The sequence below is a fragment of the Sphingomonas olei genome (assembly GCF_045369765.1).
Classification (GTDB): Bacteria; Pseudomonadota; Alphaproteobacteria; order Sphingomonadales; family Sphingomonadaceae; genus Sphingomonas; species Sphingomonas panaciterrae.
Map to the genome: position 1 here is coordinate 34,365 of NZ_JBIQEU010000015.1, position 15,479 is coordinate 49,843.

16 protein-coding genes are annotated in these 15,479 nt (G+C 68.3%); 5 read left to right on the forward strand and 11 right to left on the reverse strand.

Annotated features, from left to right (window positions below; all coding sequences use genetic code 11):
• The first annotated feature begins 4 nt into the window (after positions 1-4).
• A complete protein-coding gene (locus ACH0BU_RS14150) occupies positions 5-1,381 on the forward strand; it encodes an efflux transporter outer membrane subunit (RefSeq protein ID WP_296219662.1) in 1,377 nt (458 codons plus the stop codon).
• 177 nt (positions 1,382-1,558) lie between these two features.
• Here the strand turns inward: ACH0BU_RS14150 and ACH0BU_RS14155 are convergent, their stop codons facing one another.
• From ACH0BU_RS14155 to ACH0BU_RS14185, 7 genes are all read right to left on the reverse strand, one after another.
• Entirely contained in the window at positions 1,559-2,002 is a 444-nt protein-coding gene (locus tag ACH0BU_RS14155; RefSeq protein WP_296219661.1) for a hypothetical protein, read from the reverse strand.
• A gap of 103 nt (positions 2,003-2,105) precedes the next feature.
• Positions 2,106-2,279, reverse strand: coding sequence for a DUF465 domain-containing protein (locus ACH0BU_RS14160; protein WP_296219659.1), 174 nt, complete (start codon positions 2,277-2,279; stop codon positions 2,106-2,108).
• Positions 2,280-2,484: 205 nt separating this feature from the next.
• On the reverse strand, positions 2,485-2,985 hold the full coding sequence (locus tag ACH0BU_RS14165; RefSeq protein WP_125946432.1) for a copper uptake system-associated protein: 501 nt from the start codon (positions 2,983-2,985) through the stop codon (positions 2,485-2,487).
• On the reverse strand, positions 2,978-3,580 hold the full coding sequence (locus ACH0BU_RS14170; protein ID WP_314470618.1) for an SCO family protein: 603 nt from the start codon (positions 3,578-3,580) through the stop codon (positions 2,978-2,980). Before ACH0BU_RS14170 ends, ACH0BU_RS14165 begins: the two co-directional genes overlap by 8 nt.
• Positions 3,577-4,062 carry a copper chaperone PCu(A)C gene (locus tag ACH0BU_RS14175; protein WP_046408847.1) on the reverse strand — a complete coding sequence of 162 codons (486 nt, stop codon included), beginning with the start codon at positions 4,060-4,062 and terminating at the stop codon, positions 3,577-3,579. The genes ACH0BU_RS14170 and ACH0BU_RS14175 overlap by 4 nt, the downstream gene beginning before the upstream one ends.
• 92 nt (positions 4,063-4,154) lie before the next feature.
• On the reverse strand, positions 4,155-5,144 hold the full coding sequence (locus ACH0BU_RS14180; RefSeq protein WP_296219654.1) for a polysaccharide deacetylase family protein: 990 nt from the start codon (positions 5,142-5,144) through the stop codon (positions 4,155-4,157).
• 86 nt (positions 5,145-5,230) lie between these two features.
• Positions 5,231-6,868, reverse strand: a complete 1,638-nt coding sequence (locus tag ACH0BU_RS14185) for a sensor histidine kinase (RefSeq protein ID WP_500264206.1) — start codon at positions 6,866-6,868, stop codon at positions 5,231-5,233.
• Positions 6,869-7,079: 211 nt separating this feature from the next.
• Here ACH0BU_RS14185 and ACH0BU_RS14190 point away from each other — a divergent pair, with 211 nt between their 5' ends.
• The gene (locus ACH0BU_RS14190) at positions 7,080-7,559 is read left to right on the forward strand and encodes an Lrp/AsnC family transcriptional regulator (protein WP_136451866.1); all 480 of its coding nucleotides are present in this window, start codon (positions 7,080-7,082) and stop codon (positions 7,557-7,559) included.
• Positions 7,560-7,657: 98 nt separating this feature from the next.
• On the opposite strand, the gene ACH0BU_RS14195 is transcribed toward ACH0BU_RS14190, so the two are convergent.
• Positions 7,658-8,953, reverse strand: coding sequence for a tetratricopeptide repeat protein (locus tag ACH0BU_RS14195; RefSeq protein WP_500264207.1), 1,296 nt, complete (start codon positions 8,951-8,953; stop codon positions 7,658-7,660).
• 124 nt (positions 8,954-9,077) lie between these two features.
• On the opposite strand from ACH0BU_RS14195, the gene ACH0BU_RS14200 reads away from it, so the two are divergent.
• The 3 genes from ACH0BU_RS14200 to ACH0BU_RS14210 all read left to right on the forward strand — a co-directional run bounded on the left by ACH0BU_RS14200 (position 9,078) and on the right by ACH0BU_RS14210 (position 12,997).
• Positions 9,078-9,734 (forward strand): SDR family NAD(P)-dependent oxidoreductase, encoded by a 657-nt coding sequence (locus ACH0BU_RS14200; RefSeq protein ID WP_500264208.1) that lies wholly within the window; start codon positions 9,078-9,080, stop codon positions 9,732-9,734.
• A 114-nt stretch (positions 9,735-9,848) separates the two neighbouring features.
• Positions 9,849-12,635, forward strand: a complete 2,787-nt coding sequence (gene gyrA, locus ACH0BU_RS14205) for a DNA gyrase subunit A (protein ID WP_046408841.1) — start codon at positions 9,849-9,851, stop codon at positions 12,633-12,635.
• Positions 12,632-12,997, forward strand: a complete 366-nt coding sequence (locus ACH0BU_RS14210) for a DUF952 domain-containing protein (protein WP_500264209.1) — start codon at positions 12,632-12,634, stop codon at positions 12,995-12,997. The genes gyrA and ACH0BU_RS14210 overlap by 4 nt, the downstream gene beginning before the upstream one ends.
• Positions 12,998-13,030: 33 nt before the next feature.
• Here ACH0BU_RS14210 and ACH0BU_RS14215 read toward each other — a convergent pair whose 3' ends face one another.
• The 3 genes from ACH0BU_RS14215 to ACH0BU_RS14225 are packed head-to-tail and all read right to left on the reverse strand — an operon-like array spanning position 13,031 to position 15,472.
• Positions 13,031-13,462, reverse strand: a complete 432-nt coding sequence (locus tag ACH0BU_RS14215) for a DUF488 domain-containing protein (protein WP_500264210.1) — start codon at positions 13,460-13,462, stop codon at positions 13,031-13,033.
• A gap of 31 nt (positions 13,463-13,493) precedes the next feature.
• Entirely contained in the window at positions 13,494-13,913 is a 420-nt protein-coding gene (locus ACH0BU_RS14220; RefSeq protein ID WP_500264211.1) for a YybH family protein, read from the reverse strand.
• Positions 13,910-15,472, reverse strand: a complete 1,563-nt coding sequence (locus tag ACH0BU_RS14225) for an EAL domain-containing protein (RefSeq protein WP_500264212.1) — start codon at positions 15,470-15,472, stop codon at positions 13,910-13,912. The genes ACH0BU_RS14220 and ACH0BU_RS14225 overlap by 4 nt, the downstream gene beginning before the upstream one ends.
• Positions 15,473-15,479 lie beyond the last annotated feature (7 nt).

Here is a 15,479-nt window from a genome sequence, read left to right on the forward strand (position 1 = left end):
GACGATGAGGACACGCTCTTCGCTCGCGGTCCTGCTGGCGCTTGCCGGCTGCGCCGCGCCCAACCCGCCCCGGCCCGAGGCGGCCGGCGTCACTGCACCGCTGCAATGGCGCACCACCCTGCCCGCCGGCGCCGCGCTCGACGGCGACTGGTGGCGCCGCTTCGGTGATCCGGTGCTCGACACGCTGGTGGAACAAGCGCGCGCCAACAATCCCGATGTCGCGATCGCTGCGGCGCGTGTGCAGGAGGCGCGCGCCAACGAACGGCTCGCCCGCGCGCAGCTCTTCCCCTCACTCGACGCCGGGGTCGGCGTGACGGAGGCGCGCGCGCTCAACCCCTTGGGGGTCGCGGCCGAGAATACCGGTGTGCAGCCGCTGTTCCAGGCCGCCTATGAGGTCGATCTGTTCGGCCGCATCGGCAATCAGGTGGAGGCCGCGCGTCAGTCCACCGCCGCCACCGCCGCCGCGCGCGACGCGGCGCTCCTGTCGGTCACCGCCGCCACCGCCAGCGGCTACATCACGCTGCGCGCGCTCGACGCCCGCCGCGCGGTGGTCGAAGCGACGATCACCTCGCGCGCGGAGGCACTACGCTTTGCCAAGTCGCGCGCCGACGTCGGCTACACCTCGCAGCTCGAATTGCGCCAGGCGGAGGCGGAATATCGCGCCACGACGCAGATCCTGCCGCAGGTGCAGCTGGCGATCGCGCGGCAGGAGAACGCACTGAGCACCCTCACCGGCGTCACCCCGCGCGCGATCCCGCGCGGGCGGCCGCTGTCGGCGCTGGCCCCGCCCGGCGTGCCCGCCGGCCTGCCATCCGATCTGCTGCGTCGCCGACCCGATATCGCCCAGGCCGAATACAGCCTTGCCGCGACCGACGCCTCGCTCGCCGCCGCTCGCGCGCAATTCCTCCCCTCGCTTCGGCTGACCGGATCGGCTGGCCTCACCTTGTCGACCGCGCTTGCCGATCCGGTGTCGATCTGGTCGATCGGCGCCAGCATCCTTGCGCCCTTGTTTCAGGGCGGGCGGCTCACCGCCAATGTAGAGGGGGCGGCGGCACGGCGCGACCAGGCGGCCTTCACCTATCAGCGCACCGCCCTCACCGCCTTCCGCGAGGTGGAGGATAATCTGGCCGCGGTCGACCGCCTCGCCGCGCAGCGGCGGGAGCTTGAGGCGCAGCGCACCGCCACGGCGGAGGCCCTGCGCCACGCCACCAACCGCTATCGTGCGGGCTATGCGACCTATCTGGAACAGCTCGATGCGCAGCGCACCTTGCTCAACGTCGATCTGACGCTGGTTCAGCTGCGCGCCGACCAGATCAACAGCGTGATCGCGCTTTATCAGGCGATGGGCGGCGGCTGGTCGGCGGATCAACCCGCCGGCTGATCGTGCTGATCGCGCGCACCCGAAAACCCGCGGCCCGTCCCGCCCCCTGAGAGCCACCGTCGCTGCGCCGCAAGGGAGTACAACGCAGCCGGCAATACGGCCTCAGAGGGCGAGGGCCCAGGGAGGAGCGGCGCGTCCGGGGCGGGAGGTAGGCGCGCGCCGCTCAGGGAACTGGTCTCAGCTGGCGGACTGGGAGGCCGCCAGCTTGTCGAGATCGGCGATCAACGCGGCGCGATCCGCATCGGCCGCCTTGGCGAGGTAAGCGCGCGTGTCGCCGACCTTCTTTGCCACGTCCTGCTGGATCGCGCTGCGGCTGGCGTTGCACCAGCCCGGACGGCTGCCGTTCGCGACATTGTTCTCGACGAAGCTGCGCGAGGCCATCACGCCGCCAGCACCGGTCGCGGTGCGGTTCACCTCCATATTGGCGGTCCATACGCAGCGCAGCGAGGACGGGCGGCCCGGCGGGGCGACTGCCCCCACCTGCTTCTGCTGGATCTTGATGTCACCGCGATAATCGGCCTGCACGGCGCCGGACGCATGTTCGACGGACAGGCTGTGGGTCGCCGCAGGGGCACCGGTCGCCGCGGCGGCGGCAGCTGCAAAAATGGCAAGAAAGGTCATGATCGTTCCTGAAAGGTAAGGGCGAGCGGCCGCCGACCGGTCGGCGCGCGAACCGCATCGCGCGGCGTCGTCGCCGCCGCTCGTCAGTGGGAAAATTGGCGGATCAGGCCGCCTGTGGTTGCCGGGCCATGGCGTGAAGTCGGTCCTTCACCTGCAGCCGCAGCCACTTCAGACGCAGCAGGCGGAACGTGTCCGGTGCGCGTCGCGTCAATTCGGTGCGGATCTGCTCATCCAGCCGCGCATGCAACTGGGTCAATTTATAACGAAGGAAACTCAACGCCTCTCTCCAATCAAAGATTGAACGATCGGGTCAGCGATGATGTTAAGAGGCAGACTCAGGCCTACATCGAGCTAACCCGATGCGGTCCGACATCACGTTCGTCCTGAGACGAGCGCCAGAGGGGCCCGGTCCGCACGGTTGAAATTAATCCCCGGGGCCAAAATATCAAGCGCCGGTAACATTACATTTTGTTGCACAAACCTCAGGACTTTGGTGCATTTGCGCGCACTTCGGGCCCATCCGACGGCGCCGTCCCGGCGGCGCCCTGCCCCTCGCCCAGCGAGCGCAGATATTCCTCATGATCGGCCGCCGTCCCGACGAAGCGCTTCATCCGCGCCAGCCGCTCGGCCGGGACGGACAATTCCGCCTTGGCCAGCTCATCGGCGATATAGGTCGCGTTGAAATCGGGTACGCCGGCGCGCTTCAGGTTGCTGGCATTGCGCATCGAATCACCGCTGCACAGCAGCAGCTGCCAGCCATAGTCGCCCATTTCGAACAGCGCCCGGCCGCCAAAGTCACCCTGTGTCCAATCGGCCAGCGCATGGTTGCCGCTCACCACGATCGGCCCGACATCGATCGGCGCCAGCGGGCTGCCGAAATGCGCCTCGGTCGCCTCGCGCACCCGGCGCTCCTCGACCACGGGGTTGGTGATCCCGCAACCGGCGAGCAGCAGCGCCAGCGCCGGAAGCACCCACCTAAGCACGGATCAGCTTTCGCAGCCGGTCGAGCGCACGGTCCTCAGGCTCGGCGGCATCCATCGTCGTGGCGAACTCGCCGTTGCGATCGAACAGCAGGATGCGCGCGGTATGATCGATCGTGTAATCGCCGTTAGGCAGCGGCACGCGCTCGACATAGATCTTGTACGCTTCCTCCATCCGCTTCAGCTCGGCCGGCTCTCCGGTCAGGCCGATGACCGGCGCGTCGAACATCGACAGGAAGCCCGCGATATCCTCGCTCTTGTCATGCTCGGGATCGACCGAGACGAAGACGATGTTCATCTTGTCACCATCCGCGCCCAGTTTCTGGTGAAGCAACGCCATGCGGTTCATCGACGTCGGACAGATGTCAGGGCAGCGCGTGAAGCCGAAGAAGATCGCATAGGGTTTCCCCTTCAACGTCTGCTCGGTCACGGTCTTGCCGTTGGTATCCACCAGGCGAAAGGCGCCGCCCGGCGCGTTAGTCGCCGCCGCCTCGTCAGCCTTGACGGGCGCCGGCGACGAACAGGCTGCCGTCCCCAGCGCGAGCGCGGCGGCCAGCAACGCCGTGACATGCGTGGTGCGGATGCGAGGGCGGGTCATTGATGGCCTCCATGCGGATGCGCCGGCGCGGCGGCACCAGCGGCGCGGACGGTGAAGACCACCTTCACCTCTCCCGCCTTGGCAAAGCGCAGCGTCGCGGGCACGCGCTCACCCTGCTTCAGCGGCGCGGTCAGGCCCATGAACATGATGTGGTTACCGCCGGGCGCCAGCGCGATCGTCGCGCCGGGCGCCAGCGCAATGCCGCCGCTCAGCGGTCGCATCCGCATGATGCCATTCTCGGTCGTCATGCTGTGCAGTTCGACGCGCGCGGCCCGCGGCGTTGACACGCTGATCAGCCGGTCGGCCGTCTTTCCGCCATTGCGGATCTGGGCATAGCCTGCGCCGACGGTGGCGCGCGGCGCCGTGGCGCGCGACCATGGCTGGGAAATGGTGATGTCACCCTTGCGCACATCCTGCGCCGCCGCCGGCAGCGACAGGCTGGCGAAGGCCATGATCAGGGGCAGCGCAAATCGATGGGTCATTGCAACTCCTCGCGTCGGCGCGGCCGAGAGTGCCGGTGGCAGGGGTCCTGCCGTCCGCGGGCATGGCGTCGCCGATCCTTGTCACCCGGCTGCTAGCGACCCTGCCCGCCCCGGTCACTTGGACATTCTGTCCCAGACCGGCGATGCTGCCCGCGTGGTGCCGCATCGTCCGCCGCCGCGATCAGCTCGGTCAGGCTGACCGGCCGCACCTCCATCTGCTCCAGCAACGCGAGCATGTCGTCCCACCAGCCGTGGAAACGCGCCAGCCCTGCCGCGTCGCGCACATAGGGCGTGTTCCCCGGCACCAGGCTTGGCGAATGGAAGGAAAAGGTGAGCAGTCTTTCGCCGGCCGCCACCGCCTCGCGCACCGCGGCCGCTGCCTCGCCGAACGACACGCCCTCGGGCGACAGCGGCACGCGCGACAACAGCCCCGTTCGCGCCATCACGCCGCGGCCACGCGGTATTCTGCCTGCCAACCGGTGCAATGCTCCCCCGCCCCGGCGCAGCGCGCCGATATAGCGCGTCGTCAGCGGCACCTCGATCAACCCCTCGGGCGCCAGGCGAAAGGCAGCGCTGCCGATGGCGCTGAAATCCGGCCCGTCGGCGGCGCTATAGTCATGCAGCGCGCGCATCGATGTCTCGACGCGATAGCCGCGCGCCGCCAGCAGCGCGGGCATGCCGGGCCCCAGGCCGTAGCGCCCGGTGCGAAACGCCAGCGGCTGCGCCCCGAACGCGGCCGTTATCGCGGCGGTCAGTTGGTCGACCTTCGCCGCGACCAGCGCGGGATCGAGGTTGCCCGCAAAGGACGCCCAGCCGCTCGGCGCCTCGTCATGCGGCGGATTGACCCAGGGATGCAGCTGCGCGCCGATCGTGCTGCGCCCATCGGCGATCAGGCCGCGCAGCGTATCGATCGCCGCCGCGCTGGTCGCCACCGGATAATCGCACAGATAGCAGGGCGCGACCCCGTGGTCGGCAAGGCGGCGGTGCATGTCGGGCAACGCCGTGATCGCCTCGACCGCAATGGCGTCGCGCCTGAACGGCGCCGACCAGTCGAATTCCTCCTCGGTATCGACGAACACCATGAACCGGCGGCCGAATGACGGGGGCCATGCAATGTAATCGGCTGGCGGCGGCGGCGGTACGCGCCAGCCTTTCGCGCCGCCGCTGCTCACCCCTTGTGGGTCGCCGCCTGCCCCAGCGTGCCGGCCGCCGCTGCGGGCAGCGACACCACCATCCGGTCGGCCGTGATCATCATCTGCCCGCCCAGGCTCGCCGCCAGATTGCGCACCAGCCGCAGCGCAAAGCCGGTGCCCAGCAGCGGCGCGCCGGGCAGTTCCGCCTCACGCTCCGCATCCAGCGTCAGCAGTTCGTCCTCGGACAGGTCGGCCAGCGCGCGGGGCAGCGTCACCGACACCAGGGAGGTATGAAGCCCCGAGGCGCCTGCCGTCACGGTGATCGCCTCGTCCGGCTGCGCCGCCGACACGATGGTCCCGATTAAGCGGCCCAGCAGCCGCTCCGTGGCGCGATCGTCGCATGCCACGGCGATCGCGGCGTCCATCGGCGCGATCGTCAGCGTGCAGCCGCGCATCGTCGCCAGCGATTGCAGGTCTGCCGCAATCCGTTCCAGCACCGGGGCAAGCACCACCGCCGCCGGGCCCAGCTGCAACGCATCGCCCTCGATCCGCGCGGCGAGATCCAGGTCCTCGATCGCCGCGATCAGGTCCGCCGCGAGGCTGCGGATCGCCGCCGCCCGCTCACGATACACCGGCGCGACCGGCCCCAGCAGCTGCGACTCGATCAGCTCGGAGAAACCGGCAATGGCATTGGTCGGGGTGCGCAGTTCGTGCACCAGCCGGCGCAGCCCCTCGACATTGCCTTCACCCTTGGATGGCGGCGCGCGCTCATCCAGCCGCGGGCGACGCGCGCTGCCGCGATAGCCGGCAAAGCGCCCGGTGCCGTGATCGAACAGCGGCGTCGCCGACAGTCGCCACTCACCCGCCAGCGCCGCCGCGCCTTCGAGCGACAGCCGCGCATCGGTGAAGCTGGTGCGCGCCCGGATCGCGCCGCTCACCGCGCCGTCGACCTGCGCCGTGCCGCTGCCCGGCAGCATCAACGACAGGCCGACCAGCGCGCCGCGCGGCATCGCGTCGGTCCAGCTGATGACCCCGTCGGGCCCGGTTTCGAACCGGAACGTGTCCACCACGCGCAGCCGCGGCGCCGGCTTCACCGGCCCGCGCGCGCGCTGGAAACTGGCGATCCGGTCAACGAGCTCGGAAATCTCGAAACCGCCGGTGTCGCGCGGCTCGGGCGGAGGGGGCAGATCCAGCACGACCTCGTTCAGCTCGGCCACCTCAGCGGCCTCAGCCGGCAAGGCCGCAACCGCCTCGTCCGCCGTTATCGCCGCGCCATCATAACCAAGTAAAAAATCGGTCGATCCGAATGCCTCCAGCGCGCGGACCACGCTCGCCGGCAGATCGTCGCGCCGGCGCAGCGCCGCCCGGCCCACCGGCCCCAGCTGCGGGACCATCGCCAGCCAGCCGTCGGCCGGCAACTGCGCCGCGCGCAGCGCCGCCGATGCGATCTCGGGCGTGTCGTCGGCAAAGAAGGCGACCAGTTCGGCCGGTGGCCGGCCCAGCGCAAGGCTGCGGGCTGCGGCCGCGCGGACGGCGGCCGGAACCAGGCTGCGCAACGCCCGCAGGCGGCCGATCGTCTCCGCTTCCGGCTGCACCCTGCCCCGGGCGATCAGGTCGGCAAGCTGGCGGAACGTCGCCTGCGCGCCAAAGGCGGTGGAGGAATCCGCAGCCAACACAGTCTTGAGACTATCGTCGAACCGCACACACTTCCCCGTCTCGTCGCAGCGACCAACCGCCGCGTCACTTGCCTCCTACCCTACACGGTGATGATCGCAAGCAACAGAATCACACACTTGTCATACGGTGAGACAATTGCGTTCTCGCGCAACTAAACTATAGGACCGGGCATGTTCTTGATAGAAAAGCTGCGTGCGGAAAGCGCGCATGGTGCTTGACCGGATCGATCGGCGGATCCTCGCACTGCTCCAGGAAGATGGCCGGATGACCAACGTTGACCTGGCGGAGAAGGTCGGGCTGACCGCCCCGCCATGTCTGCGCCGGGTGCGATCGCTGGAACAGGCGGGGGTGATCCGCGGCTATCACGCCAATTGCGAACCCGCGATGCTCGGTTTCCCGATCACCGTCTTCGCGATGGTCAGTTTGCGCAGCCAGGCCGAACACGACCTGGCAGCCTTCGAACGGCATGTCGCCGGCATTCCCGAGGTGCGCGAATGCCACATGCTGAACGGGGAGATCGACTTCATCCTGAAGATCGTCGCCTCGGACCTGGAATCCTTCCAACGCATCCTGACGACGCATCTCACCGCGGCCCCCAACGTCGCCAGCGTGAAATCCTCGCTCACGATCCGCACGGCAAAGGCGCAGCCGGGCGTACCGATCGTGATCGAGGATGAGGTGGAGTAGCGCCCGACCCCGGCGGCCCCACGCTTTCACCGGACCACATACGCAACAAAAAAGGGGCGGCCTCGGCCGCCCCTTTCCATATGGTCAATCCGCGCGGATCAGGCCGTCGGCGGGTTGTCCAGGTACACCGACCACAGCGACGCAATGTCGGTGCGCGGCGCGGTCTTCACCTCGGCGAAGGCGGCCTTGGCGCCCGCCTTGTCGCCCGAGTTGGCGAGCGCGATGCCGATGTGGGTGTTCACCACGTCCGCGTCGACGCCACCCTTCTGCAGGGCGACGCGATACAGTTCGATCGCCTTGGCATAGTTGCCCATGCCCAGGTACGCGTCACCGGTGTTCAGCGCGATGCGGCCGTTGGCGCCCGCCTTGGCCTTTGCTTCGACCGGCGCGAGCGACCCTTCGCTGGCGATCGCCTGGTTGGCGACTCGCATCAGGTCGTTGGCCGACTGGCTGTTCGCCGGGATCTTGCCCGATGCCTTGCCTTCGTCGAGCACTGCCTTGGTCTCGTGCGGCAGGCCCAGGTCATAGGTCCACTGCGCATAGGTCTCATAGTCATACTGGTCGGCCAGCGCCTTGGCCGAACGCATCAGGCGATACAGGTCGACCTTCTGCCCCTTGTCCAGCGTGACCGCGCTCTGCTGCGTCATGCCATAGGTGACGATGCCGTCACGCCAGTTCTTGGCGCTCGGGTAAGCGACGACCCACTTCTTGATCCAGTTTGCCGTCTGCGGGCCCATGCGCTTCTTGTTGGTCTGCGCGATGGCATATTTGTACAGGTCCTCGCTCGGCTTCTGGCCGGCCGCGACCTGCGCGTCGATTGCCTTCTCCAGCTCCGCGGCGCCGCCGGCCACGTCGCCCGAATCCATCTTCAGCTTGACCATCTGCAGCGGCAGGTTGGGGTCATTGTAGCCAAGCTGCTGCGCGCGCTGGAAATAGTTGATCGCGCCGGCATTGTCCTTGGCGTTCGCCGCCATGATGCCGAGCTGGTAATTGTACTTCGCCACGTCGACCGCCGGGGTCTTCGGGTTGGCGATCAGCGCTTCGAGCGGCGCCTTCAGGCCGGCTTCGTTGACCTGCTGGTTGGCGGCGCGCGCGTCCTGGATCTTCACGGCCTCGCTCTGCAGCTGCAGCGCGGCGACGATATAGCGATCGTCGTCGCTCTTCGCGGCGGCCTGCGCGGTGCTCAGCGCAGTCGCAGCGGCGGCGAAGTCCTTTGCGCCGATCGCGGTCTGCGCGGCGGCGGCGGCATTCTGCACGTCCTTGCTGAGCTTCAGCGCCGGGCCGCCACCCTTCTGCTCATTCTTCTTCTGAGCGACGGCCGGGGTCGACACGGCAACGCCCGCTACACCGGCCATAAGCGCCGCCGCAAAGGCGACGCGGGAAATGCTCTTCATGAAAACTGCTCTCCTTTGAGGCGTGAACACTTGAATAGACGCTTAGTGCCCTCTCGTCGCTCCATCAAGAAAGCGCGCTGAACGGACATTGAACGTAATGATTTGCACGCCTAGCCGTTTCTTCATGAAAACGGCAATCATTGGCGCAAGCGGCGGCATCGGACGGGCGCTCGCAGACGCGCTGGAAGAAGAAGGCGCGGTCGTCCGCCGCTTTGCCCGGCCCGAGCTGGACCTGCTCGACGAGGCGACGGTCGCCGCTGCCGCCGCCGCGGCCGGCGCGCCAGAACTGGTGATCGTCGCCACCGGCATCCTGCACGATGGCGATGACGGCCCCGAGAAGTCCATCGCCGCACTCGATCCCGCGTGGCTTGCGCGCCAATATGCGATCAACACCATTGGCCCCGCGCTGGTCGCCAAGCACTTCCTGCCGGTCATGCCAAAACAGGGCCGTTCGGTGCTCGCCTTCCTCTCGGCGCGGGTCGGCAGCATCTCGGACAATCGGCTCGGCGGCTGGTACGGCTATCGCGCCAGCAAGGCCGCACTGAACCAGCTCATCCGCACGCTGTCGATCGAGGACAAGCGCCGGAACGAGCGCGGAATCGTCGTTGGCCTCCACCCCGGTACCGTCGACACGCGGCTGTCCAAACCGTTCCAGCAGGCCGGACGCGACCTGTTCAAGCCGGATCGCGCGGCGGTGCAGTTGCTCGACGTGATCGACGGGCTGAAGCCGCAGGACAGCGGCCGGCTGTTCGCCTGGGACGGCGCGGAGATCGCGCCCTGACCGCATCACGACGCGGCCTTTGCACCACCCCTGCGCGCCCGTACGCGCGCGTGACATTTCTGTTGCGCCGGCCTAGAGCGGGGGCACCAGAATTCCTAACCCGAAAGTAGCGTTTTGACCGACGAGACCGTCCTCGCCGACCCTTCGGATATCGCGCCGATCTCCATCGTCGAGGAAATGAAGACCAGCTATCTCGATTACGCGATGAGCGTGATCGTGGCACGCGCGCTCCCCGACGTTCGCGACGGGTTGAAGCCGGTGCACCGGCGCATCCTCTATTCGGCGAACGAAAGCGGCTTCACCTACAACCGGCCCTACCGCAAATCGGCCCGCATCGTCGGTGACGTGATCGGTAAATACCACCCGCACGGCGATACCGCGATCTATGACGCCTTGGCGCGCATGACGCAGGACTGGTCGATGCGCGCGCCGCTGATCGACGGCCAGGGCAACTTCGGCTCGATGGATCCCGATCCGCCCGCCGCAATGCGTTACACCGAGGCGCGCCTGTCGCGTGTCGCGGATTACCTGCTCGACGATCTCGACAAGGACACGGTCGATTTCCAGCCGAACTATGACGGCTCGGAAAGCGAACCCTCGGTCCTCCCGGCGCGCTTCCCCAACCTGCTCGTCAACGGCGCTGGCGGCATCGCGGTCGGCATGGCGACCAACATCCCGCCGCACAATCTGGGCGAAGTCGTCGACGCCTGCCTTGCCTATCTCGATCGCGCGATCAGCGGCGGAGAGCCGCTCACGACCGAGGAGCTGATGGAGATCGTGCCCGGGCCGGACTTCCCGACCGGCGCTGTCATCCTCGGCCGCGCCGGCGCGCGCAGCGCCTATGAGACGGGCCGTGGCTCGATCATCGTCCGCTCGCGCTACGTCATTGAGGAAGGGCGCGGCGAGCGTCGCTCGATCGTCCTCACCGAGATTCCCTACCAGCAGGGCAAGAACGCGCTGGTCGAAAAGATCGCCGAGGCCGCGAAGGACAAGCGGATCGAGGGGATTGGCGACGTTCGCGACGAATCGAACCGCGACGGCGTTCGCGTCGTCATCGAGCTGAAGCGCGATGCGACGCCGGAAGTGGTGCTGAACCAGCTGTGGCGCCACACGCCGGCGCAGGGCAGCTTCCCCGCCAATATGCTCGCGATCCGCGGCGGCCGGCCGGAAATGCTGCCGCTGCGCGAGATCATCGCTGCCTTCATCCAGTTCCGCGAGCAGGTCATCACCCGCCGCTCGAAGTTCGAACTGGCGAAGGCGCGCGATCGCGCGCACATCTTGCTCGGCCTCGTCATTGCCGTGACGAACCTCGACGAGGTCGTCCGGATGATCCGCGGCTCGTCTTCGCCGGCCGAGGCGCGCGCTGCCCTGATGGCTCGTGACTGGCCGATCGCGGAGATCGCCGGCTACATCAAGCTGGTCGAGGCGGTCGAGACCGAGATCACCGGCGACACCTATCGCCTGTCGGAAATCCAGGTCCGCGCGATCCTCGACCTGCGCCTCCACCGTCTGACCGCGCTGGGCCGTGACGAGATCGGCGACGAGCTCAAGACGCTCGCCGAATCGATCGCCGAGCTGCTCGCGATCCTCGCCGACCGCGTGAAGCTCTACGCGGTGATGCGCGAGGAGCTGACGGAGGTTCGCGCGCTCTTCGCGACCCCGCGCCGCACCGAGATCGCCGCTGCCGCCGACGGCATCGATGACGAGGATCTGATCGAGCGCGAGGACATGGTCGTCACCGTGACCATGCAGGGCTATATCAAGCGCACCCCGCTCGAGGCGTTCCGCGCCCAGGCGCGCGGCGGCAAGGGCCGCAGCGGCATGGCGACAAAGGACGAGGATGCCGTCACCAGCCTGTTCGTCACCTCGACGCACACGCCGGTCTTGTTCTTCTCCACGCTCGGCCGCGTCTATCGCATGAAGGTGTGGCGCCTGCCCGAGGGCAGCGCCAACACCCGCGGTCGCCCGATGATCAACCTCCTGCCGCTCCAGCCCGGCGAGACGATCTCGACCGTCCTGCCGCTGCCGGAGGACGAGGCGGAATGGGGCAAGCTCCACGTCATGTTCGCGACCGCGCGCGGCAGCGTCCGCCGCAATGCGATGGACGCCTTCACCAACGTGCCCTCCAACGGCAAGATCGCGATGAAGTTCGAAGGCGACGACATCGACGATCGCCTGATCGGCGTCGCGCTGCTGGAGGAGAATGACGACGTCCTCCTCGCCACCCGTCAGGGCAAGGCGATCCGCTTCCCGGGCAGCGACGTGCGCGAATTCCAGAGCCGCAACTCCACCGGCGTGCGTGGCATGCGCCTCGCGCCTGGCGACGAGGTGATCTCGCTCTCCATCCTGCACCGCACCGGCGCCACGCAGGAGGAGCGCGAGGAATATCTGCGCTTCGCTCCGTGGAAGGCGACGGAGCGTGAGGGCGAGCCGCAGATCCCGATGGACCGGTTCGAATTCCTGCGCGCACACGAACAGTTCATCCTGACCGTCTGCGCGAATGGCTATGGCAAGCTGTCCTCGGCGTTCGAATATCGCCGCACCGGTCGCGGTGGTCAGGGCATCACCAACATCGACAATATCGGTCGCAACGGCCCGGTCGTCGCCAGCTTCCCGGCGAGCAAGAACGACCAGCTGATGCTCGTCACCGATCAGGCCAAGCTGATCCGCATGCCACTCGCCAGCCTGCGCGTCATCGGCCGCAACTCGGCCGGCGTGCGCCTGTTCAACGTCAGCGACAACGAACATGTCGTCGGCTGCGCGCGGATCGATGAGGAGCCGGAGCCCGAAAACGCCGCCGAGGAAGCGGTCGCCGCGGAACTCTCGCCGCCTGAAATCGCTCCCGATACCGGCGCGACGGTCGGCGATGATGCCGCCGCCGGCCCGGAGGATGGCCAGTGACAGACCCGGCGGCAGCTCAGATCACGACCGCGTACAAGGTGCTGACTGCCGAGCAGATGGCGGCGCTGGAGCATGAGGGCTCCTTCGCCGGCGCGCCGGTGGACCTGGCGGATGGCTACATCCACCTCTCCACCGCCGCGCAGCTGACCGAGACGGTGGACAAGCACTTCGCCGGCCAGCACGATCTGCACATCGCCGCGGTCGATCTCGAGGCCCTTGGCGACAAGATCCGCTGGGAGGAGAGCCGCGGCGGGCAGCTCTTCCCCCACCTCTACGGCCCGATGACGCTCGACACGGTCGTCGCCTACAGCCCGATGGAGCGCGATCACGACGGCACGGTGCGCCTGCCTGTCACCGGCTGAGCGCCGCACCAGTCACCCTGCGCTCGCGCCGGTTCAGGCGTACAGGTCGACCACCTTCTCGCCCCCACCCTCTTCCTGCAACAGGAGGGTGCGGTGGCAGTGGCAGGGATCACGCTCGTAACATAGCAGCGCGCTCGGTTTTTCCGCCGCCAGCGCCCGCATCTGCGCTGCCGCCGCCTGCGCCTCGGGCAGCGCCAGCTGATCGTCATAGACCTCGCGCAGCGTCGCCACATCGCCCTTCTTGGCCGCGTCGCGCCCGCGCTTGGGCGTTCCCAGCGCCTTCAGATGGACATAGTCGATCCCGGCAGCCTGCAGCGATGCCGCCAGCGTCGACTTGGAAAAACCGGGCCGGCGCGACAGCGGCAGGGCACGCACGTCGATCACCCGCTCCACCCCTGCCCTATGCAGGGCGGCGATGAACTCATCCATCGTCACCCCTTCATAGCCGATGGTGAAGATGGTCATGCGCGCTCCTCTGATGCGCGAACGGCGCCGTTCAGGAACTGTGGTCGGCGATGATCCGCCAACCGTCCTTGCGCCGTTCGAACAACAAGGTGGTGAGGCCGGTCTGCGCCGTGCCGCTCGCCGGGGTCAGCGTCCATCGCGCCACCAGCAGCATGTGGACGTTACTGATCGTCCGCCACGCGGCGGGCTGAAACGACAGCCGCCCACGCGCATTGCCGCCCTCGGCAAAACCGCCCGCGTAGCGCTTGGCGATTGCGGCCTTGCCCCGCACCATGTCCTTGCCGGAGGAATAGACGGCATCATCGGCATAGACCGACATGAACCGATCGAGCGAGCCGCTGTTCCACCCAGCCGCGCTGGCGGCCAGCTCCGTCTCGATCGCTGCCTGCGGACTGGCGGTTGCCGCGGCGGCGGCAACAGCCTGCGCGATGGCGAATGCGACGATGGTCATATGCTCTCCCCTTCGATCAGCCGCGCAAGCGTCATTTCGTCGACCGGCCCCGCCCGCAGAAACCCCTGATAGAGGTCGCAGCCTTCGGAGGCGAGCAGGTCGCGTTCGGCGACGCTCTCCACCCCCTCGGCAATCGTGCGCAGCCCCAGCCCGGCGGCGATTGCGATCACCCCGCTGACCACCACCCGCGCGCGCGGCCCGCCCATGATGTCCTGCGTGATGCTGCGATCGATCTTCAGGTAATCGAGCGGCAGCGCCTTGAGGTACGCAAGGCTCGAATAGCCGGTACCGAAATCGTCGATCGCCACCTTCAGCCCCGCATCGCGAAGCTGCTGCAACCGCTCCGCCGCGAGCGGCAGGTCGGTCACCATGCCGCTTTCGGTCACCTCCACCGTCACGCGCTGCGGCGCAATCCCGGCCTGATCGACCATCGCCATGAAATGCGCGGCGAAATCGGCACGCGCGAGATCGGTTGCCGTGACGTTGACCGCCACGCGCAGTTCGGCCAGCGCCCCGCCCCACGCCCCCGCGCGGCGCAGCGCCAGCGACTGGATATGCTCGGACAGCGGCAGGCCCAGCCCGGCACGCGCCGCGGCGGCAAACAGCGTGCTCGCGCCCAATACGCCGTGCCGCGGATGCTCCCAGCGTGCCAGCGCCTCCACCCCGACGATCCGGTCACTGGCAATCTCCACCTGCGGCTGGAACAGGATGTCGATCTCGCCGCGGTCCATCGCACGATGCAGGTCGGCCGCGAGGTCGATCCCGTTGCCCGCCAGCGGCTGCCCGGCGATCCGCACGGCCGCGCCTTCGCCCGTCGACGCCAGCGCCAGCGCGTCGCGGGCACGACGGACGAGCGATGCCACCGATTCCCCCGGCCAGCGATGCGCCAGCCCGATCCGCACGCCGACGCTTGCTTCCTCCTCGCCCAGCGAAAACCGCCGGCCCAGCGCAATCTCCATCGCCGCGATACGCGCTGACGTCCCCGCGGCATCCTCACGCAGCGCGATGATGAACCCTGCGCCATTGTCGCGCTCGATCACCGCCGCCGCTGGCAGCGTCAGGGCGATGCGGGCGCCCGCCTGGCGGAGCAGGCTGTCACCGGCCGCGCGGCCATAAGCGACGTTGACCGTGTCGAACCGGGTGATGGAGATGACTGCGACGGCGACCGGCTCGTCCGCCGGCAGCGTCTCGACGAACCGCTCGACGCCGCCCTCGCCCGGCTCGCCCGCGCGGCGGAACTGCCCGGCACCCCGCAACCGGCGGGCATGCCGCGCCGCCAGCCGCAAGGTAACGCACAGCACGTCGAGGGCCGCACCCGTCAGGCAGACATGCGTCGCGCCCGCCTCATACGCCGCCGCCGCATCCTCTTCACGCGCCAGCAACACGACCAGCGCGGCCCGTGCGCGGGCTGCGGCCACCCCTTCTGCCGCCACTGCATCAGGCCCGGCTGCCGCACAGATCACGCGCACATCGGCGGTATCGCCGCCGGCCTGCCATCCCAGCGATCGAACAAGATCGGTCAGCGGCTCGCAACCGCTGCCCAGCGCCACTTCGGCCATATCGCCC

What these genes read in the sequence shown, in the direction of transcription:
- ACH0BU_RS14150 (WP_296219662.1), top strand. Translation starts at nt 5, where the DNA reads ATGAGGACACGCTCTTCGCTCGCGGTCCTGCTGGCGCTTGCCGGCTGC.
- ACH0BU_RS14155 (WP_296219661.1), bottom strand. Translation starts at nt 2,002, where the DNA reads ATGACCTTTCTTGCCATTTTTGCAGCTGCCGCCGCCGCGGCGACCGGT.
- ACH0BU_RS14170 (WP_314470618.1), bottom strand. Translation starts at nt 3,580, where the DNA reads ATGACCCGCCCTCGCATCCGCACCACGCATGTCACGGCGTTGCTGGCC.
- ACH0BU_RS14175 (WP_046408847.1), bottom strand. Translation starts at nt 4,062, where the DNA reads ATGACCCATCGATTTGCGCTGCCCCTGATCATGGCCTTCGCCAGCCTG.
- ACH0BU_RS14180 (WP_296219654.1), bottom strand. Translation starts at nt 5,144, where the DNA reads ATGGTGTTCGTCGATACCGAGGAGGAATTCGACTGGTCGGCGCCGTTC.
- ACH0BU_RS14190 (WP_136451866.1), top strand. Translation starts at nt 7,080, where the DNA reads ATGGTGCTTGACCGGATCGATCGGCGGATCCTCGCACTGCTCCAGGAA.
- ACH0BU_RS14195 (WP_500264207.1), bottom strand. Translation starts at nt 8,953, where the DNA reads ATGAAGAGCATTTCCCGCGTCGCCTTTGCGGCGGCGCTTATGGCCGGT.
- ACH0BU_RS14200 (WP_500264208.1), top strand. Translation starts at nt 9,078, where the DNA reads ATGAAAACGGCAATCATTGGCGCAAGCGGCGGCATCGGACGGGCGCTC.
- ACH0BU_RS14215 (WP_500264210.1), bottom strand. Translation starts at nt 13,462, where the DNA reads ATGACCATCTTCACCATCGGCTATGAAGGGGTGACGATGGATGAGTTC.
- ACH0BU_RS14220 (WP_500264211.1), bottom strand. Translation starts at nt 13,913, where the DNA reads ATGACCATCGTCGCATTCGCCATCGCGCAGGCTGTTGCCGCCGCCGCG.
- ACH0BU_RS14225 (WP_500264212.1), bottom strand. Translation starts at nt 15,472, where the DNA reads ATGGCCGAAGTGGCGCTGGGCAGCGGTTGCGAGCCGCTGACCGATCTT.